Below are 19,566 nucleotides of genomic sequence, written 5' to 3'. Positions count from 1 at the left end.
CGCGACAGTGGGAGAGGAGGTTACCGCTTGACCCGTTTCCGCACGCTCTTGCTGGTGCTCCGCCACGCGTTGGTAGCGGCCTTGACGGCCCGCTGACGCGGCGTCTGCTTCCGGCGGCTCCGCACGACCGTGACCACCGCGACAACCACGGTGGCGACACCGGCCGCGGCGGCGGTCACCAGCGGAACGGGCCGACGGCGTGCCACGTCCTTGCCCTGCTCGACCAGGTCGGTCGCGCGCTGCTCGGTCTTGGCGGACATCGTGTCGACCGTGTTGCCAAGGTCGTCGCGAGTGTCGATGGCGGGGCCACCGACCTTGCTCCCGTTCGCATGTGTGACGCTCATCGCTGCCCCTTTCTCTCTCTGAGAGCAGGTTGCCCACCCGCCGCGGTGCTCAATCACCGCAGTGTTGTGACGATCGGCGCATGGTCGGACGTCACTGCCGTGCCGACACTGACATCGGCGCAGGTCAAGCCCCTGACAAGGACGTGGTCGATCTGCTTGACGGGCTTGTCGGCGGGGAACGTGCGCACCGGCCGGAACGCCGCGAACCCGTCCGCGTAGCCGGCGTCGGCGAACGCGCGCATCGCCGCGTCGCCGGGCTCGATGTTGAGGTCGCCGGCGATGAACGTCGGTCGGTCGCCGCCGAACCGGGTCGCGAACGCGGCGATCTCGCCGACCTGCACGAGCGGCTCGGCGTCCGGCGGCGGCTGGATGTGCGTCGACACGACCGCGATCTCCCGCCCGCCGAACCGCACGACGACGCCGAGAGCCTGGGCGCCGGTCGGCGCGCCGACCGGCGACAGCCGGACCGTCTCGGCGGCGGCGACCGGCAGGTTCGTCAGCACCGCGTCGCCCCAGACGGCGTCGGCGGCCGGGGCGAACCAGTACCGCATCCCGAGCCGCGTCGCGAGGGCCCGCAGGCCGTCGTGGCCGCCGTTGAGCACCCACGCCCGGTCCACCTCCGACAGGACCACGACGTCAGGGTCCGACGCGGCGATCGCGCGGGCCGTCGCGGCCGGCCGGAAGGTGCCGTCGAGCCCGAAGCCCATACGGATGTTGTACGCCACCAGCCGCAGCCCCTGATCCGCACCGGCCGCCGCGCCGACCTGTTTGACCGGCGGCGTCGTAGTGGCCCCGAGCAGCGGCACGAGCAGGCACACCGCGAGGGCCGCGAGGCCCGCCCGCCACGGCACGCCGGTCGACGGCGTCCCGGCCCCGGACCGCAGCAGGACCCAGGCGGGGGCGAGCGCGACCGCGACGGGCACCCACTGGTTGGGGTAGCCGATGTCGTAGGCGGCGTAGTAGGCGACGGCGGCGACTGCGAACACGAGCATGCCGGCGAGCGCGGCGTACCCGGACCGGGCGCCCCGGCCGGCCTCGGGCTCGGGTGGCGTGTCGGCGGCCGCGGCGCGGAACGCCCAGCCGAGCGCGCCGCAGCCGAGCAGCAAGGCGACGAACAGCCCGCCCGGCCCGTCCGACAGGCCGAACACGATCGCGGCCGCGACGATCGCCAGCGCTGAAGCGACCCGTTCGAGGCGCCCCCTGAGCGGCCCGGTCGCCCCGGCGAGGAAGCCCACCACGGCTAGGCCGAGCAGCAGCTCGGGCACGGTGGGCGGGGGTGTGGTGGCGACCGGGTCGAAGCGGTAGGACAGGGCGACCGTCGCGACCGCCGGGGACAGCGCGAACATGCCGGCCAGGAGCATCGCCGGCCCCGTGAGGAACCAGGCGGCGGCGGAGGTCCTTCCGGGTGCCGTGCGCCGCTGGTACCAGATGAACAGCAGGCACTCGGCGGCGACGAGCGGCGCGGCCCACCACCGCGACTGCCACGTCAGGTCGACGGTGCGCAACGCGGCGTGCTGCAGGGCGGCGGCGGCGAGGCCGACCGGGACACCGACCGCCGCGGGTCCGCCCCGCACGGCGGTCGCCGCGAGCCACGACAGCCCGGCGAGCAGGCCGATCGAGGCGGCGTACAGCTGCGGCTGTCCACCGTGGACGAACAGCAGCGCGAACCGGGCGGCGGCGAGCCCGGCGGCCCCGGCGAGCGCGATCTTCGCCGCGTGCCGACCGGAGTCCCACCGGGCGGCGAGGGGCACCACCGCGAACGGGGCCAGGAACCACAGGAGCGCGAACGCGCCCATGAGCTCGGCCGGTGTCGAGGCGGCCTGCCCGAAGATCGTGATGATCGACGGGAGCCAGACCCGGAGCAGGTCGACCAGGAGCAGGGTCCCCGCGGCGGTGCTCACCAGCGGGGCGGAGATGCGGGGGTCAGTCCTCGCGAACGACAACCTGGACGGCGGCGTCATCGTCGAGACGATAGCCGACGCCGCGCACGGTGGCGATGATCCGTGCGGCCTCACCGAGCTTGACCCGCAGGCGCCGCACGTGGACGTCGACGGTGCGCTCGGTGCCGACCATGTCGTAGCCCCAGACCTGGCGCAGCAGCTGCGCCCGGCTGAACACGCGGCGCGGGTGCTCGCAGAGGAACAGGAACAGGTCGTATTCGCGGCGGGTCAGCGGCACGGGCGCCCCGTCGCGCAGGACGAGCCGGGAGCCGGTGCACAGGAAGAGCGACGGGGCGTCCGGCGTGGCCGCGCCGATCCGCTTGACCTTCGCGGCGTCGGCACCGCCGACGACGGTGTCCGGGGTCTCGACCAGCCGCAAATTGCGGCCGGTGTGCTGGGACGGCCCGTGCTGCAGCGTGTGCGCCGGCGCGGCGGCGCGCTGCATCGGGGGCTGGGGCTGGGTGCGCTGGATCTGCTGCTTGGCCTGGCTGGCGGCGAGCGCCTCGAGGTCGCTGATCAGGCGGGAAGCCTCCGGTGGGAGCTCCTCACCGTTGAGGGTGATGTGCACGGTGATGGTGACCACCGAGGGCGCCACCTCAGGCGCACCGACGACCGAAATGGCCATTTTCAATTCCTCTCGAAAAGCCTTTGCAATGACGCCGAATCAACGAACCGTCACTCGACAAAGGCCGTCGAAATGGTGTGCACGTCGCGAGACCCACATCGGGTCAAGGTGTACCTCAAGGCACATGAGACCGACCTTACCAGCATCGTCACCCATAGCGACAGAGCTGTAACCTGCCGCACAGAATTGATCGATGACAATTCGTCTGATGTTTTCGGCCGACATTCACCGGCCATTCACGACACGTCTACGAGTCCAGCCTGGTCACCGCACGCCGACGGGTCAATCCCTTCCCGTATGATGGGATCGTCAAGCCTTCACCGACCTCCGGAACCATGCCGAAGTGCGCACATGTTGACGACAAATCCTATCCACTAGATAGAATCTCGCCGTCCACCATATGGGATCGACGCGCGCAACTCGCCAGGGCTGACAATACTCGCACCGAGCTCGCGCACCCGTTCGCGGAGCTCCCGGTCGGCGGTGACCACCACGACAGGCCGGTGACCGACATTGTCGGCGACGAGCGCGACGATGTGGTCGTCACCGGATCGCGGCGCGGCTTCCACGTGCACGCCCGCGACCGGCGGCACGCCACGGGCGGCGCCCTCCACCACCAGGGTCACCGCGCCGAGCAGCGGCGGGGGCAGCGTGGCGGCGTCCCGCACGGCCAGGGCGTCCCGCAGCCGGGTGGCGGCCCCGCGGCGGTCCCGCCACCAGCCGTCGGGCACGGATCCGACGACGTTGGCACCGTCGACCACGATCAGCGGCTCTTCCCGCCCGCCGTCCACGTCCGCCGACCGCTCGTCACCCACGTCCGCCGGCCGCCCGCCGTCCACGTCCGCCGACCGCCCGCCACCCACGTCCGCCGACCGCCCGCCATCCGCATTCGCCGGCCGCTCGTCACCCACGTTCGCCGGCCGTTCACCATCCATGTGAGCAGTCTTACCCAGTCCTTGCGGGGAACGCCTCAGCCGCACCCGCACAGCGCCGATGTCGAGCACCGGAGGCGCCATGGAACAGATCCGCGAGACGGCCGGTGTCACCCTGCGCGCCATCCTGCGGTACGTGCGCGCCAGGGGCGGCGACACCGCGGTCACGCACGTGCTCAACCTCGCCGGCGAACACGAGCCGCCCGAGGCGTACGACGACGCCCGCCGCTGGTGGTCCTACGAGACGAAGATCAACGTCTTCGCGGCGGCCGCGCAGGCCCTCGGCGACGAGTCCGTCGGGCTGCGCGTGGGGCAGAGCATCCTGTCGTACACCGTCAACACCCCGCTGCGGCTCGGCCTGCTGCTGCTCGGCAGCCCCACCCAGCTCATCCGGCTCATCGCGACCACCAGCGCCAAGTTCAACTCCGCCGCCGACATGTCCACGCTCTCCACCGGGCACGGCACGGCCGCCGTCCAGTACCGGCTGCGCAACGGCTATCAGCCCAGCCGCTACGACTGCGACTACACCCGCGGGCTGCTCACCCAGCTGCCGGCGCTCTTCGGCCTGCCCGCCGCCACCGTCACCCACGACGTGTGCCAGGTCCGCGGCGCCGAGGCGTGCGTCTACACCGTCCGCTGGCGGCAGCGCCGGCTGTTCTCCTGGCTGTGGCGGGGGCGCCAGCGCGAAGACGCCGCCGACGACATCCTCGCCGGCCGGATGGAGCTGCTGCAGCGCACGGTCGCCGAACTGGTCGCCGCCGAGCAGCCGGAGCGGGCCCTCGCGCTCGTCGCCGACCGGGCCGGCTACGCGGTGAACGCCCAGGCGTTCCTGCTGGTCGCCTCCCCCGCGCCGGACCAGCCGCGGCAGGCGCACGGCTACGGGCTCACCGACGCCGAGATCGCCGTGCTCACCGACGCGCCGCCGACCAGCTTCGCCGGCACGCTCGTCGCCGACATCGCCTCACCCAACCGGTACTACGGCTACCTCGTCGCGTACTGCGAGGACTTCTTCGACGCCGAGCGCCGCATGCTCGACGCCTACGCGAACCTCGCGGCCGTCGCCCTCGACGCGCTGTCGGCCCTGGAGACGGCGGCCGAGCGGCAGCGGACCGCGGAGAGCCTCCTGGCGCTCGCCCGCCAGCTCACCCTGGCCCGGACCTCGACCGAGGTCGCCGAGGTCACCGCCGGCGCCGTCAAGTCCGTCATGGGCGCCGACTCCGCCTCGGTGCTGCTGCACCAGCGCGGCAAGCTCCGCCTGGTCGCCAACGCGGGCGCCGGCGCCGGCCGGCTCCGCAAGGCGCAGAACCTCACCGTGTCCCCGCAGGACACCACCCTCTTCGACCGCTTCCGCGACGGCAGCGGCCAGCCCCGCGTCTACGACGGCACCAGCGAGGAGCCGTTCATCCGCGCGATGCTCGACACCTTCGGCCACGACACGATGATCATCGTGGACATCGCGCTGCCGGACCACCCGTACGGCATCCTCGTCGCCGCCTACGACACCCCGCAGGCCACCGGCCGGGCCCGCGAGATCGTCAACCGGATGGCCGGCGTCGCCGACCAGGCCGCCACGGTCCTGCGCACCTGCGAGCTGCTCGACGAGACGTGGCGCCTGGCCCACGTCGACGCCCTCACCGGCCTGGCGAACCGCCGCGCGTTCATGTCGGCGCTGGACACCGCCCTCGGCGCCGGCGAGGGCGCCGTGCTCTTCATCGACCTCGACGGCTTCAAGTCCGTCAACGACACCCTCGGTCACGCCGCCGGCGACGAGCTGCTCACCGCCGTCGCGGGCCGCCTCGGCGCCTGCGTCCGCACCGGCGACCTGGTGGCCCGCCTCGGCGGCGACGAGTTCGTCGTGCTCACCCACGGCACGCTGGGCACCTCCGGCGTGCCGGAGCTGGCGGAGCGGATCCGGGCCGCCTTCACCGAGCCGATCGCCGTGCGCGGCACCTCGTCCGTCGCCGCCCGCGCCAGCGTCGGCGGCACCCGCTTCCACCTCGGCGAGGAGCCCCAGCACGTCCTGCACCGCGCCGACATCGCCATGTACGAAGCGAAACGCCTGCTCACCACCGTCTACAGCTGAAGCCCGAACCAGCCCGTCACCAGCGCACCACAGTGAGTGACATGGTCCAGATCAATTAGATCGACCGTGCTACGGTGCAGAAGCTGTCCGGCACCACCGGACGTACCCGCTTCCCGTCGCCACGCCAGCCAGATCGGGCTTCGAGCTCGGCCGCCGCCGACCACCCCCTCGCCCACGGAACGCGCATCGGCCGCGCGCGACGCCCGCCCGCCCGTGTACCGGCGCTGGCGCAGCGAGCCCGGGCCGGCCTTCTCAGGGCTGGTGGCTGTCCTGCAGGTGGGCGAGCATCGCCTGGTTCGCCTCCCAGCCGTCGGGAAAGCGGACGGGGACGTTCAGGTGGACGGGCTCCGCGGACGGGTGGGTGTCGAGGAGCTCGGCGATGCCGGCCCGGGCGACGACGACGCAGGCGTGGCGGTGGCGGGAGGCGAGCACGCACAGGCGGCCCGCCTCCAGGTGGAAGGCGCTCGCGTCGCGACGGCCGGAGAGGGGGTGCAGGATGACGGTGACGTCGTACTCGCGGCCCTGCAGGCGGTTCGCGGTGTCGACCGTGACGTCGTTGGCGGCGGTGCCGGCCAGGGCCTGGCGGATCGCGGCGACCTGGTCGCGGTGGGCGGCGCCGACGGCGATCCGGTCGACGGTGACGGGGCGGCCGTCCGGGGCGTGCTCGGAGTAGGCGACGGGGCCGCGCTGCAGCAGCCGGTTCACCAGGCCGGCGATCGCGGCGACCGCCTCCCGGTCGGTGCGCACCGTGTGCCGGGCCGGCAGCTCGTGCAGCGCCCAGCCGGTCCGGCGGGCGGTCTCCAGGGTCGCGTCGAGGCCGTGGTCGCCGCCGAGCGCCCGGGCGGCGAACTCCAGGCGGCGGTCCGGCGGCTTCGTGCCCGCCTCGAACGGCGTGAACGGGTAGAACGCCGAGGACACCACCGACGCGGCCGACGGCGGGAGGCGCCACGACACGGGCAGCCGGTGCACGGGCAGGTCGGGGTTGTGCCGCAGCAGCACCGCGACCGCGCTCTGCATCGGGTCCCAGGACAGGCCGGCCCAGCGCTCCACGGCGACGACGGAGAAGGGGTCCAGCTGGCCCGGGTCGCCGACGAAGAGCGCGCGGGAGAACCGGCCGGCGACGCGTAACAGCATGTCGGAGCGCATCTGGTACGCCTCGTCGACGATCGCCCGCTCCCAGCTGCCGTCGGTGACGGTGGCCCACTTCGCGGCGGTGCCGATGGTGACGGCGCTGGCGTTCATGTCGCTGACGGCGCCGCTGACGGTGACGGTGCCGTGCCTGATGACGCGCTGGGCGGGCACGTAGGTCGACGCGGACAGCCGGCCGATGGCGATGGTCGGCGCGGCGGTGGCCAGCCGGTCGATGAGGTCGTCCACCTGCTCGTTGGTCTGGGCGACCACCATCAGCCGTTCACCGGATTCCGCCAATGTACGAGCGGCGCGCACCACCAGCGTCGACTTCCCGGCACCCGGCGGGGAGTCGACCACGACGCCACGTCCGGCGGCCGAGCCGAAGTCGTCGAGGATCCGGGCGATCACGTCGGTCATGACCAGTCCTCCACGGCGTCGTTCTCGCTGGGGCCGTACTCGACCGCCGGTGGCGGGCCGCCGTGCGTCCACGGGGTGTCGTCGCGGCTCGGGAAGCGGCCCGGCGGCTGGTACGCGTCGGTGACCGGGCCGTACGTGACGCGCTCCCCCACCTCCGGCACCGACCCCGGCGCCGGTTGCTTCGTGGAGCGGCCCATGCCCTTCGACAGCTCCAGCGTGACGTCCACACTGGACACCTCCACGACCATCGCCTGCTGGGCGAGGCGCGCCGGGGAGACCAGCAGCGCGCCCGGCTCCAGCCGCACCGGGTCGTCCGTCTGGACGGTGATGTGCGGGCGCAGCGCCGCCTTCTTGCCCGTCGTGTCGACCCGGTTCGGCGACGCGGCGACGACGGTACCGGTGAAGGCCTCCCCCGACAGCCGGAACTCGGCCATGACGAGCGGGTCGTCGAGGGCCCGCTGCGCGTCGAACCGGGCCTGCTCGCGTTCGAGCCGGTCGAGGCGGCCGGCGGCGGCGACCGCGCTGTCCCGCCGGGGCTGCGGCAGCGCGGTCCCGTCGGCGAGGGCCATGTGGTACATGGTGAAGACGTCGCGGTCCATGGCCCAGCGGGTCTCGACGGACGCGCCGGCGGGCCGGGCCCGCAGGAGCCGGACCGCCCGCCAGGTCAGGTCCCAGGTGGGCCGCACCTGGTCGGCGACGGCCGCGGTCAGCGCGGCGAGGGCCCGCTCCCGGGCGAACTCGTCGCCTTCGGAGCGGGCGACGGCGGCGAGCGCCGGGGCGAGGATCTCGTTGTCGAACGTCGGGTCGGTGCTCGGCCCGGCCGGCGGTGAGCGCAGCGGGTCCTCGGCGAGCGCGGCGGCGGAGGCGCCGTCCAGGCCGCCGGGCGGGTCGATCCAGCCGAGCAGGGCGGCGAGGTTGGCGTCCTCCAGGCCGCTCTGCCCGGTGGCCCAGTGGTTGCCGAGGACCTCGGTCATCGCGAGCAGCATCGACGAGCCGGGGTGGTCGGCGCGTTCGCGCAGGAACGTCAGCCACTGCCCGAGGATCGGCACGGTGCGGTGCACCGGGAACGGGCCGAACGGCCGCCGGAACCGGGTCGAGCGGCCCAGCAGGCGCACGAACTCGATCCCGCCCCGGTTGGGGACGATGACCTGCGGGGCCTCGGCGTACCGCAGCTTCGTGCCGGACGCGCCCGAGTCGACGCTGCGCGCGCAGCCGTCCACATAGGACAGCACGACGCGGGCGAGCTCGGCGACGAAGTCGAAGCGCTGGGTGCGGTCGCGCGGGTTGGCGACGACGAGCAGTCGCGGCTCGGCCGGGTCGGTGCCGACGATCGCGGCGAGGGGCGCGGCCGCCTCACCGGCGAGGCTGAGCGGCACGAGGACGAGAGGGTTCGCGGCGATGTGCGTGTGCCGGACCGTGGTCAGGGGCTGGGCCTTCCCCGACTCGACCGCCTCCGCCCTGGCGAGGGCCGTAAGGATGCTCACGTGCTACCCGATGCCGTCGAGGCACTCGGTGCGCAGCTTGTGCGCGAAGCGCAGCAGGCCGGCGATCTCCTCCTGGCCGGCGCCCGGCGTCAGCGTCCCGCGGGCCAGGCCGAGGACCGTGCCGATGCTCTCCACCCCGCCGAGGTCGTCGCGGACCGAGCGGCCCAGCGCGGACGTCGACCCGGCCGCCTCGTCGCGGCAGAAGAACGCCATCTCGCACGTGCCGAGGCAGTCGGGGCTGTACCGGGCGTCGATCGTGCTGACGGCCTTGCGCAACTCGTCGGCCGGGCGGGTGGCCTGCTGGTCGCTGTCGTAGGCGAGGTCGAAGGTGAGGCCGGCCGGCAGCGCGTCGAGGATCGCCTCCAGGCGGGTCAGCCGGGACAGCTGCCGCCGCAGGACCGTCAGCTGCTTGCGGACGTCGACGAGGGTGGCCGTCGGCCGGTTCGCGAAGTTCTCCGGGCAGACGAGCACCACCTCGTGCGACACCGTCTCCGGCGGGTGGCCGAGCTCGGCGAGCAGCTCGCGCATCGCCATCACGTACACCGCGGACTGCGTCGCCGCGGCGGCCGTCTTCCCCGGGTCGGCCTGCCCGTCGATGACCGCGAACGACTTGATCTCCACGACGTGGAACTTGCCGCCGGCCCGGAACGCGATGAGGTCCGGTTCCAGGTACGCGTAGTAGCCGGCGATCTCCAGCCGCAGCATCGGGTGGTCGAACAGCGTCCCGGCGTCGTCGCGGTCGGCGGCGGCCCGCGCGAGCAGGGCCTTCGTCCGCGCGTACCGGACCTCGCGGCTGGCGTTGCCGCCGACGTTGGACAGGTCGTCGTATGCGACCTCGGGGATCGCCAGGCCGAGCCGCTCCCGGAGCAGCTGCAGCAGCTCGGCGGCGCCGTCGGCCTTCACCTGCGCCTCGAACGCGTTGCCGCGGGCGATCGCGAACCGGGACTGGCCGAAGCCGGCGGGGAAGCCGAGCTGCCCGGCGACGGCGCCCTTGTTGACCCCGGCGGCGTCCATCAGCCCCCGGCGGCCACACCCCGGGTTGCTGGTGAGCGCCGCGATGGTCCGCGCGTTGTGGTTGCGCGGCGCCACCGTGCCGCGGATGCGGTCCAACCGGTCGACCAGTGGGTCCATGAGCGGTCTTCTTTCGGGGAAGCAGTTCGCGGTTTCATGCCTTGCTCGCTGTTCGACGGAGACGCTGCAACCGGGCGCCGAAGAGCGCCTCGGATCCGTCCAGGCGTTCTGCCGCCCTGCCGGCCGCCGCGGCGCGGTCCGCGGTGTCGGCCTCCAGGTGCACGTCCAGCTCGGCCTGGGCCAGCGCGGCGACCGACTCGGGGGTGATGCCGGAGGCGCCGGCGCCGGGGATGCTCGCGGCGAAGCGCCAGAGCAGCCGGCGGGCGTCGTGGGCGTCCTCGGGCAGCTGCGCCACCCGCTGGGCGACCTTGATCGCGCCGATGAGGAAGTCGACGCGGGCACTGAGCGGCCCGACCACCCGGGTCTCGAGCGGCCAGGTGGACAGGGCGAGGAGCCCGCGCGCCGGTGACAGCAGGTCCGCGGTCAGCGCCGGGCAGAGGTAGTACGGCCGGCCGAACGGCTGGACGCGGAACGAGCGTTCCTCGTCGCGCCGCAGGCTGGTGAGGCGCGCCGCGACCAGCTCGCCCGGGAAGAAGGCGTCGTGGACGGCGATGATGAGCTTCGGCGCCGCCGGCACCGTGAGCAGGGTCAGCGCGTGATGCACCTGTTCACGGATCGACAGCATCGGCTTGTGCACCGGCTGCGGTGCCGGCCGGGCCTGGTCCTCCAGGTCGGCGAGGGCGTCGTCCCAGGCGTGCTCCGCTTGGCGCAGCTCGGCCCGCAGGGCACGGGCCTGCATCCGGTCACCGGTGGTGGCGGCCCTTCGCAGCTCGCCACGTAACCGGTCGATCCGCCGCTCGAGCATCTCGATGGTGATCGGTTCGGACACGAACGGCACGGTAGCTGGTTCCAGCAACTTCCAGCAAAGACCAGTGTCGGCGTGTCGCCTTGCAATTTTCTGTCTGTACTGGTCGCCACTGTTCGACGCGCCGCCTGGCGTGCCGCCGTGCGGGCCGGTGCCGTTATGCGGGCACCGGCTGCCGCCGGTCGTCGAGCCGGCCGGCCGGGGCCCTATCGGGCAACGGGATGAGCTTCGGCCTGCGCCTGGCGGCGAGGTCCTCGACCCAGCCGAGCGCCAGGACCACGAGTGCGACCAGGGCGAACACGAGCACGACCTGGAGCAGGCCGCCGTACGGGCCGAGCAGCGACACGCCGGCCGCGACCGCCGCGAGCCGGACGGCGGTGATGACCGCCTCGTGCCACAGGTAGATGGTCAGCGCCCGCCGGTTGATCGCCTCGACGGCCGGCTCGGCCGCGCCCAGGCTCAGCGCGGCGGGTGCGGCGTTCAGCATCACCAGCAGGAACGCGGTCGACCACAGCACGTCGGCGACCGGAAGGTCGTTCATGTCGTACCCGCGCGGCCCGGGGTTGCTGTAGAGCATGAACAGGCCGATGCCGCCCATGACCAGGCAGGCCGGCCAGAGCACCTTCTTCGAGATCCGCTGGAGGGTGCCGTCGTGGTGGGCGAAGCCGAGCATCCACATCGGCGCGTACATGAAGAAGTCGCGGACCATGCCGCCGCCGCCGTGCCCGGTCTCCCAGAGCGCGACCAGGATGCCGAACGGCACGAGTACGGCCGGGACCGGGGCCTTGCGGAACAGCCACAGCAGGACCGGCGACGCGATGATGAACCAGAGGTAGGACCGGACGTACCAGATCTGGCTGAACCAGACGCCGCCCTTCTCCGACGTGGGCGGATCGTCGAGGGGCACGAACCACAGCAGCAGGCGCCACGTGTGCTCGAGCCCGCCCATGAACGACATGAGCACGACGGCGAACGCCCCGAGCACCCAGAACGGCACGACGATGCGGCGCACGCGGCGCCCGATCGCCTTCAGCCCGAAGCCTTCGGATCGGTCGAGGGAGGCGGCCATGAGGGAGCCGCCGAGCGCGAACATCAGGCCCATGGCCGGGAACGCGACGGTCAGCCACGCGAAGCCGAGCGTGTGGTAGGTCACCACCCGGACGATCGCGACGGCTCGCAGGAGGTCTACGTACCGGTTCCGCATCCCCTACAGGTTGCCCTGACCGTCTTAGCGGCAACCTTCGTTCAGCTCAAAATTGGCTGTGTTTATTCTCAAAGATCCTAGGCAGGACAACCCGTAACTCTTCCGGCAATCGACCTTGTTCACCCTGATCTCACCCGTTTACCCCCTTCTCGACCGCCTCAACCAGGGAGCCGAAGTCGAATCCGCCCTCGTGCGGGACGCCGTTCACGAAGAACGCCGGCGTCCGGGTCACCCCCGCGGCGCGACCGGCGGCCAGGTCGGCGTCGACACGTTCGTAGTGCACGCGGGTGCCGCCCATGCCGGGAAGGCCGAACTGTTCCGCGTACCTGGACAGGTCCGGGTCCTCGAGGTTGTTCTGGTGCGACAGGAGCAGCGCGTGCATGCCCCAGAACGATCCGGCGTCGGCGGCCGCCTCCGCGAGCAGCGCCGCCGGCATCGCCCGCGGGTGCTGGTCGACCAGCGGGAAGTGCCGGAACACGAAGCGCAACCGCTCGGCGAAGTGCAGCTGGAGGCGCTCCACGACACCGAACGCCCGGCCCGTGTTCGGGCACTGGTAGTCCCCGTACTCGAGCAGCGTGAGCGGTGCGTCGGCCGGGCCCTGCGCGTGGTCGTTGTCCATCCGACGCACCTGCCCACCACGGCATGCTCTAGTCGACCCGATCCACCCACAACCCCCGGGCCTGTGCCGCACACCGCCCAGCTCACAGCTCGCGCGCCGCGCCCGGCTCTCCGCTAGCTCCTGCCCGACAAATGCGAAATGTCGGATAAGTCCGGTGCTTGCGCCTGGACTTATCCGAGCAGCGGCCCTCCGAGCAGCGGCCCTCCGAGCAGCGGCCCTCCGAGCAGCGGCCCTCCGAGCAGCCGCCCTCCGAACAGCCGCCCTCCGAACAGCCGCCGTCCAAGCAGCCGCCGTCCAAGCAGCCGCCCGTCCAAGCAGCCGCCCGTCCAAGCAGCCGCCCGTCCAAGCAGCCGCCCTCCGAGCAGCGGCCGTCCAAGCGCCCAGGCCCCGAGCGGCGGCCGTCCGGCAGCCACCGTCCGGACACCAACCACCCGAGCAGCAGCGCTCCGAGCAGCCGCCCAGCAGCGGTCGTTCGAGCAGCGGTCGTCCCGGTGGCAGGTGCCGGGGTGGCTACTGCTTGGGCAGGCGGAGGGCGATGGTGGGGGCGTCGGCCATGACCGAGTTGGTGGCGCCGCCCCTGGCGACCGAGGACGGTGGGCGGTCGGCGCGGCCGACGGTGACCTCCGGGTACAGCTCGACCTCGTCCCACTCCCCCATCGCCTTCGGTTCGCCGCGGTGGAGGTCGACCTCGCGGGGCGGGACCGAGGAGCCGGTGCGGGCGAGCAGGCCGGCGCCGTTGGTGCTGACGTCGGTGACGAGGACCATGCCGTCGCGGAGCTCCAGGCGGACGTGGTTGCGGCTGACACGGCGGGTGGACTGGTCGTCGAGCCAGTTGCCGATGGTGATGCCGCCGGGCTCGTCGGGGGCACGGCCGACGACGACGGGGCGGGCGGAGGTGAGGGGGAAGCGGGCGCGGACGGCGCCGTTGATGCGGACCGCCATCGTCATGGCGACGGGGCGGGGGCCCGCGTCGATGAGGCGCTCGCCGTGGCGCGGGCAGACGGGTGCACCGCTGGGCAGGGCCGGGGGTGGCTGGCCGGCGCCGGCCGCGGGCTGGCGGCCGAGGGTCGGGCAGTCGGCGGCGGCGCAGCGCCAGTACCGGCTGAGCACGGGATGCGGCCGGGGCGACGAACCCGTGGACGGGGCGAGGGTGAGCTCCATCCCGCCGGACGCGCCGGTGGTGAGGTACACCGGGCCGGGGTGGCCGGGCAGGGGCGTGCGGCTGATCAGCGGCAGGCCGGTCAGCGCGGCGACCTCCCGCGCCCTGGCGGCCGGCCGGGCGCCCGGCGGTAGCATCTCGATCAGCCCGTCGTCGGACCAGCGGCGCAGGACCATGCGCTCGTTGGAGGTGAAGTCGGTGTCGGACATGGCGCCGCGTTCGGCCACGGCGTACAGGCCGACGCCGCCGTCGCCGAGCTGCCGGCTCAGGGCGTCGACGAACAAGCCGAGGCGCAGCAGGGCGGCCGGGCGGCCGCCGTCGAGGTCGACGCTGCGGGCAGCCTCCACCAGGTCGATGACCCCGCCGGCTGCGAGGGGGTCGACGCTCAGTCTCCGCTCGATCGCGTCGAGCGCACGGCTGGTTTCGAATCGCACCCGGTTATCATGCCGCAAAGCCGCCGCCGACCACCTCTGCGGCCGACGGCGGGCTTCACGCCGCGCTCGCCGGCTGGGGAAGAGCGCCGAGCGCGGGACCCGCGACCGGAGGGGGGCCACCCGGTCGCGACATGCACAAGCTTCACTGCATGTAACGGTACGGGCACTGGATCACCCTAGATACGGGTGAATACTTGAATGAACCAACTGTCAGCCGCAGGCGGCGGACACACCTCAGCCGCCGCAGGCGGCCGCGACGGCCGGCAGCTCGTGCGCGGGGATGCCGTCGCGCTGCCACACCGCGAGGGGGTGGTCGTGGGCGCGGATCTCGACGAGGGGGCGCAGGCCGGGCGGGCGGGTGTGGACCCGCACCCGCAGCCGGAGCGTCTCGGGGTGGCCGGGGATGCGGTTGGCCAGCTGGCCGAAGAACGGCGGCTCGGCGGCGCGGCCGGGGTCCTCCCACTGCTCGACGGCACGGGCGAAGCCGGCCGGACTGAGGCTGACCCAGACGCTGTACGTGAGCGCGCCCGGCTCCGACGGGGAGCTGCTGGCACGGACCGGGACCTCGATCAGCGCCCGGAGGAAGAAGTGCTGCTCATCGAGGTCGGGCAGCTCCACGAAGCAGAGCTCCTCCTCCAGGAAGGACGCTCCGCCGATGCCGGGGACGCCCCAGGTGTCAGGGGCGGAGAACGACCACATGCTCGGCACGTCGCCGAGCTCCGTGCCGCAGCACGTACAGGTGACGGTCACCGGCAGATTCAACCACTCTGCGCGGCGAGTTCCCGGGCGCGGTCGCGGGCGGCTTTCAGCCGCTCTGCGCGGCGAGCTCCCGGGCGCGGTCGCGGGCGGCTTCGAGGGCGGCGAGGAGCGCTGCCCGTACACCGTGGTTCTCCAGCTCACGGATGGCGTTGATGGTGGTGCCGGCCGGCGAGGTCACGGCCTCGCGGAGCTTGACGGGGTGCTCCCCCGACTCGCGCAGCATCACCGCGGAGCCGATCGCGGTCTGCACGATGAGGTCGTGCGCGACCTGGCGCGGCAGGCCGAGGAGGATGCCGGCGTCGGTCATCGCCTCGACGAGGAAGTAGAAGTACGCGGGGCCGGAGCCGGACAGGGCGGTGACGGCGTCCTGCTGCGACTCGGGGACGCGGATCGTGCGGCCGAGGGGGCGGAACATCTCCTCGGTGAGCGCGAGGTGCTCGGCGGTGGCGTGCGAGCCGGCCGAGATCGCGGTCATCGCCTCGTCGACGAGGGCGGGCGTGTTGGTCATCACACGGACGACCGGGGTGCCCTCGGGCAGGTGCTTGGCGAAGAACGAGGTGGGCAGGCCGGCGCAGAGCGACACGACCAGCTTGCCCGGGGGCAGCTGGGGGCCGAGCTCCGCCAGCAGCGTGCCGGCGTCCTGCGGCTTCACCGCGATGGTGAGCACGTCGGCGGTCTGCAGCGCGGTGGCGCTGTCCACGACCTGGATGCCGTAGCGCTCCTGCAGCTCCTTGGCCCGCTCGGGCCGGCGGGCGGTGGCCAGGAGCCGCTCGGCGGGCCAGCCGGCCCGCAGCAACCCGGACAGCAGCACCTCACCGAGCTTGCCGGCACCGAAGACGGCGATGGTCCGCACGAACCCACTCCCCAGTTTCAAGAAGGACATGATGCGGGCCCGGTCATGACGACCGGGCCCGCGACGGGCTCAGGAGCCGAAGAAGACCTCGGCCTCGGTGTAGCGCTCGACCGGGACGGTCTTGAGCTCACGGGTCGCCTCGGCGAGCGGCACGCGGACGATGTCGGTGGACTGCAGCGCCACCATCTTGCCGAAGTCGCCCTCGTGGACGGCGTCGATCGCGCCCAGGCCGAAGCGGGTGGCGAGGACCCGGTCGAACGCGGTCGGCGTGCCACCGCGCTGGATGTGGCCGAGCACGACGGTGCGGGCCTCCTTGCCGGTCTTCGCCTCCAGCTGCTCGGCGAGCCACTGGCCGATGCCGCCGAGGCGGACGTGGCCGAACGCGTCGAGCTCCTGGTTGTGCAGCACCATCTGGCCGTCGAGCGGCTGGGCGCCCTCGGCGACGACGACGATCGGCGAGTACTGCGTCTGGAAGCGCTTCTCGACGTAGCCGGCGACCTGGTCGACGTCGAACTGCCGCTCCGGCAGGAGGATGACGTTGGCGCCACCGGCGAGGCCGGCGTGCAGCGCGATCCAGCCGGCGTGGCGGCCCATGACCTCGACGACGAGGGTGCGGTGGTGCGACTCGGCGGTGGTGTGCAGCCGGTCGATCGCCTCCATCGCGATGTTGACGGCGGTGTCGAAGCCGAACGTGTAGTCGGTCGCACCGAGGTCGTTGTCGATCGTCTTCGGCACGCCGACGACGTTGACGCCCAGGTCGGTCAGCTTCGCCGCGACACCGAGGGTGTCCTCGCCGCCGATCGCGACGAGCGCGTCGATGCCGAGGTCGGCCAGGTTCGACTTGATCTTCTCAACGCCGCCGTCGATCTTGAACGGGTTGGTCCGGGAGGAGCCGAGGATGGTGCCGCCGCGCGGCAGGATGCCACGGACCTGAGCGATGCCCAGCTCACGGGTGTGACCCTCGAGGGGACCACGCCAGCCGTCGCGGAAGCCCACGAACTCGTGACCGTAGGTGGCGATGCCCTTGCGGACCACGGCCCGGATGACCGCGTTGAGGCCGGGGCAGTCGCCGCCCCCGGTCAGTACGCCGATACGCATGCTAGATCTTGCCTTCCTGGTTGCGGTGCTGCTCGACCACCCTGACGGGGCACGGCCGAGCCGGAGGGTCCCACTCGATGGCGACGCTGCCGATTCACAGCGACTGTAGTCGCTCCTCCTGAACGCGCCGACGTCGCACCAGTCGGCACATCCGTCCTAACAGCCGTCGTCACAGGAGTCGTCGCGGATGCCGAACATCTTGGCCGACTCGTGCTCCTGCGCCATTCGCCGCAGGGCCGCGAGCAGGGAGTCCCCGAGGATCGAGCCGACCACGGCGGCGTGCAGCTTGCCCTCGTTGCCCTCCGCCTGGGCGACGAAGCGCAGGTCGTGCACGGCGATCCGCTCGGCGAGATCAGCGTACTGCTCCAGCAGGTGCTCGACATCGGCGCCGACCTGCTGAAACGCGGCGACGACCTCGGCCGCGGCCTGCCGGGTGCGGGCGTTGTCCGACACCAGCCAGCCGCGCTGCTTGACCAGCGTCCTCACCCGCTCGTGCGCCGCGGCGAGCATCGCCGGGTCGCTGGTCTCGCGGGTGCCGGCAGAGGCCGGCAGGGCCCGGCCGAGCACCTCGTGCACGTCGGGGTCGGGCTGGTCGAGCTCAGTGAGCAGGTCGCGGATGGTGGCGATCGGCAGCCGCCCGATGTCGAGCAGGACCCGCACCAGCCGCAGCCGCTGGACGTGTCGATCGTCATACCTGGCCTGGTTGGGGCTGGTCAGCTCGCCGGCCGGGAGCAGCCCCTCCCGTAGGTAGTACTTGATCGTCGGCACGGGCACGCCGGTCTTCTGGCTCAGCTCAGCGATGCGCATCAGGGTCCTCTCAGGGTTGACACGGATAGTGTAACTCTCCAATAGTGGAGAGTGCCGCTATCGATAGTTCGACTATCCAAATTGCTGGGAGCCTCTGATGCGTCTCGCACAGCTGCACCGCCCCCTCGTCATCAGCGCCGCGGGGCTGACCGTCCTCGCGGTCCTGACCGGCGCAGGCGTCTTCCTCGACGACCGCGAGCTGGTCGGCGCGCCGCTCTGGCTGAAGCCGTTCAAGTTCTCGGTCTCCATCGCCGTCTACTCCGTCACCATCGCCTGGATGCTGTCGCTGCTGGACCGGCGGCAACGGCTCGGCTGGTGGCTGGGCACCGTGTCCGTCGCCGCGCTCACCACCGAGATCGTGATCATCGTCGCGCAGGCGGCACGGGGGCGGCAGAGCCACTTCAACAACCAGACGCCGCTCGACTCGACGCTGTACAGCGTGATGGGCGCCACGATCGCGGTCGCCTGGGTGTGCACGCTGATCCTCGCGGTCCTGCTGCTGATCCAGCGGCTGCCGGACCGGGCGAACGCCCTGGCGGTCCGCTTCGGGCTGGTCGTCGGCCTCGCCGGCATGATGGTCGGCTTCCTCATGACCATGCCGACGAAGGCGCAGCTCGACCTGCCGGCGGGCGAGTCGCCCACGGTCGTCGGCGCGCACAGCGTCGGCGTCGCCGACGGCGGCCCGGGCCTGCCCCTGGTCGGCTGGAGCACCACCGGCGGCGACCTGCGCATCGGGCACTTCATCGGCATGCACGCCCTGCAGGCATTGCCGCTGCTCGGGTTCCTGCTGGCGCTCGCCTCGCGGCTTTTCGCGCGGCTGCGCCCCGGCCAGGTCCGGGCGCGCCTCGTGACGTTGGCCGGCCTCGCGTACGCGGCCCTCACCGGCCTGCTCGTCTGGCAGGCGCTGCGCGGCCAGTCGATCGTGGACCCGGACGGGCTGACGCTCGCCGCCCTGGGCGTCGTACTTCTGGCCACCGTCGCGGGCACGATGTGGGCGCTGGGCGGCCGCCGTACCGTGGAGCCCATCGCCGCCGAGGCACGGATGCTGAGCGAGGTCCACTGATGGCAGACACGCTGTTCCAGCTCGCGTTCCTGGTCGTCGTGCCGTTCTGGGCGCTGATGATCGTCGCGCCGGGGTGGCGCTGGTCGGAGCGGATCGCCGGGTCGGTGCACATCGCCCTGCCGGCACTGGTGGTGTGGGCGTTCGCGATCGCGCCGGTGCTGCGGGAGTTCGCCACGGAGATGCTCAACCCCGACCTGGCCGGCGTGCGGGCGCTGTTCGCCGACGACGACGTGGTCGCCGCCGTGTGGGCGCAGGTCCTCGCGTGGGACCTGCTCGTCGGCCGCTGGATCTACCTGGACAGCCGGGAGCGGCGGGTCCACCCGCTGATCATGGCGCCGCTGCTGATGCTGACGATCCTGCTCTCGCCGATCGGCCTGCCCCTGTACCTCGCGTTACGCACCCCGCTGACGAGGCGGCCCGTCACGCCGGGTGCACGCCCCCGCCAGAGCGACCAGGACGCGCTCACGCGGAGTACATGACCCGCCGGCACGGCCCTGGACGCGCTCACGCGGGGGGTACATGATCCGCCGGCACGGCCCGGGACGCGCTCACGCGAGGGGCGCATGACCCGCCGGCGCGACCTGGGACGCGCTCACGCGAGGGGCGCATGACCCGCCGGCACGGCCCTGGACGCGCTCACGCGAGGGGCGCATGACCCGCCGGCGCGACGCGGGACGT

18 protein-coding genes are annotated in these 19,566 nt (G+C 72.7%); 3 read left to right on the top strand and 15 right to left on the bottom strand.

Features of this window, described 5'->3' with window-relative positions; translation table 11 throughout:
* Window positions 1–20: 20 nt before the first annotated feature.
* The 4 genes from ACFY3L_RS11230 to ACFY3L_RS11215 form a co-directional block, all read right to left on the bottom strand.
* A complete protein-coding gene (locus tag ACFY3L_RS11230) occupies window positions 21–344 on the bottom strand; it encodes a hypothetical protein (RefSeq protein ID WP_389321591.1) in 324 nt (107 codons plus the stop codon).
* 53 nt (window positions 345–397) lie between these two features.
* A complete protein-coding gene (locus ACFY3L_RS11225) occupies window positions 398–2,305 on the bottom strand; it encodes an endonuclease/exonuclease/phosphatase family protein (protein WP_389321589.1) in 1,908 nt (635 codons plus the stop codon).
* Window positions 2,268–2,909 carry a winged helix-turn-helix domain-containing protein gene (locus ACFY3L_RS11220; protein ID WP_389321587.1) on the bottom strand — a complete coding sequence of 214 codons (642 nt, stop codon included), beginning with the start codon at window positions 2,907–2,909 and terminating at the stop codon, window positions 2,268–2,270. Before ACFY3L_RS11220 ends, ACFY3L_RS11225 begins: the two co-directional genes overlap by 38 nt.
* Before the next feature lie 374 nt (window positions 2,910–3,283).
* Window positions 3,284–3,700 carry a hypothetical protein gene (locus tag ACFY3L_RS11215; RefSeq protein WP_389322588.1) on the bottom strand — a complete coding sequence of 139 codons (417 nt, stop codon included), beginning with the start codon at window positions 3,698–3,700 and terminating at the stop codon, window positions 3,284–3,286.
* A 223-nt stretch (window positions 3,701–3,923) separates the two neighbouring features.
* Between ACFY3L_RS11215 and ACFY3L_RS11210 the strand changes: the two genes are divergently transcribed.
* Complete coding sequence (locus tag ACFY3L_RS11210) at window positions 3,924–5,924, top strand: diguanylate cyclase domain-containing protein (protein ID WP_389321585.1); 2,001 nt, start codon at window positions 3,924–3,926, stop codon at window positions 5,922–5,924.
* Window positions 5,925–6,176: 252 nt separating this feature from the next.
* Here the strand turns inward: ACFY3L_RS11210 and ACFY3L_RS11205 are convergent, their stop codons facing one another.
* The 11 genes from ACFY3L_RS11205 to ACFY3L_RS11155 form a co-directional block, all read right to left on the bottom strand.
* A complete protein-coding gene (locus ACFY3L_RS11205; protein WP_389321583.1) occupies window positions 6,177–7,472 on the bottom strand; it encodes an AAA domain-containing protein in 1,296 nt (431 codons plus the stop codon).
* Window positions 7,469–8,956, bottom strand: coding sequence for a hypothetical protein (locus ACFY3L_RS11200; protein WP_389321581.1), 1,488 nt, complete (start codon window positions 8,954–8,956; stop codon window positions 7,469–7,471). The genes ACFY3L_RS11205 and ACFY3L_RS11200 overlap by 4 nt, the downstream gene beginning before the upstream one ends.
* A 3-nt stretch (window positions 8,957–8,959) precedes the next feature.
* A complete protein-coding gene (locus tag ACFY3L_RS11195; RefSeq protein WP_389321579.1) occupies window positions 8,960–10,087 on the bottom strand; it encodes a hypothetical protein in 1,128 nt (375 codons plus the stop codon).
* Window positions 10,088–10,121: 34 nt separating this feature from the next.
* Window positions 10,122–10,916, bottom strand: coding sequence for a hypothetical protein (locus ACFY3L_RS11190; RefSeq protein WP_389321577.1), 795 nt, complete (start codon window positions 10,914–10,916; stop codon window positions 10,122–10,124).
* A 133-nt stretch (window positions 10,917–11,049) separates the two neighbouring features.
* Window positions 11,050–12,096 carry an acyltransferase gene (locus ACFY3L_RS11185; RefSeq protein WP_389321575.1) on the bottom strand — a complete coding sequence of 349 codons (1,047 nt, stop codon included), beginning with the start codon at window positions 12,094–12,096 and terminating at the stop codon, window positions 11,050–11,052.
* 130 nt (window positions 12,097–12,226) lie between these two features.
* Window positions 12,227–12,715: a DsbA family protein gene (locus ACFY3L_RS11180; RefSeq protein WP_389321573.1), complete on the bottom strand. Its 489-nt coding sequence runs from the start codon at window positions 12,713–12,715 to the stop codon at window positions 12,227–12,229.
* Between the two features lie 510 nt (window positions 12,716–13,225).
* A complete protein-coding gene (locus tag ACFY3L_RS11175; RefSeq protein ID WP_389321571.1) occupies window positions 13,226–14,308 on the bottom strand; it encodes an FHA domain-containing protein in 1,083 nt (360 codons plus the stop codon).
* Between the two features lie 234 nt (window positions 14,309–14,542).
* On the bottom strand, window positions 14,543–15,058 hold the full coding sequence (locus ACFY3L_RS11170) for a DUF2199 domain-containing protein (RefSeq protein WP_389321569.1): 516 nt from the start codon (window positions 15,056–15,058) through the stop codon (window positions 14,543–14,545).
* Between the two features lie 55 nt (window positions 15,059–15,113).
* Window positions 15,114–15,950, bottom strand: a complete 837-nt coding sequence (gene proC, locus ACFY3L_RS11165) for a pyrroline-5-carboxylate reductase (RefSeq protein ID WP_389321567.1) — start codon at window positions 15,948–15,950, stop codon at window positions 15,114–15,116.
* Between the two features lie 39 nt (window positions 15,951–15,989).
* A complete protein-coding gene (locus tag ACFY3L_RS11160) occupies window positions 15,990–17,018 on the bottom strand; it encodes a 6-phosphofructokinase (RefSeq protein WP_389321565.1) in 1,029 nt (342 codons plus the stop codon).
* A 156-nt stretch (window positions 17,019–17,174) separates the two neighbouring features.
* Window positions 17,175–17,825 (bottom strand): MerR family transcriptional regulator, encoded by a 651-nt coding sequence (locus ACFY3L_RS11155; protein ID WP_389321563.1) that lies wholly within the window; start codon window positions 17,823–17,825, stop codon window positions 17,175–17,177.
* Window positions 17,826–17,922: 97 nt separating this feature from the next.
* On the opposite strand from ACFY3L_RS11155, the gene ACFY3L_RS11150 reads away from it, so the two are divergent.
* Both ACFY3L_RS11150 and ACFY3L_RS11145 read left to right on the top strand, forming a co-directional pair.
* Window positions 17,923–18,888, top strand: coding sequence for a hypothetical protein (locus tag ACFY3L_RS11150; protein WP_389321561.1), 966 nt, complete (start codon window positions 17,923–17,925; stop codon window positions 18,886–18,888).
* Complete coding sequence (locus ACFY3L_RS11145) at window positions 18,888–19,367, top strand: ABA4-like family protein (protein ID WP_389321559.1); 480 nt, start codon at window positions 18,888–18,890, stop codon at window positions 19,365–19,367. The genes ACFY3L_RS11150 and ACFY3L_RS11145 overlap by 1 nt, the downstream gene beginning before the upstream one ends.
* Window positions 19,368–19,566: the final 199 nt, after the last annotated feature.

This window comes from Dactylosporangium sp. NPDC000521, from assembly GCF_042898305.1.
In the GTDB taxonomy this organism is placed as follows: Bacteria; Actinomycetota; Actinomycetes; order Mycobacteriales; family Micromonosporaceae; genus Dactylosporangium.
The sequence above is the reverse complement of the archived record's forward strand: the minus strand, read 5'-3'. Positions and strand labels throughout refer to the sequence as shown.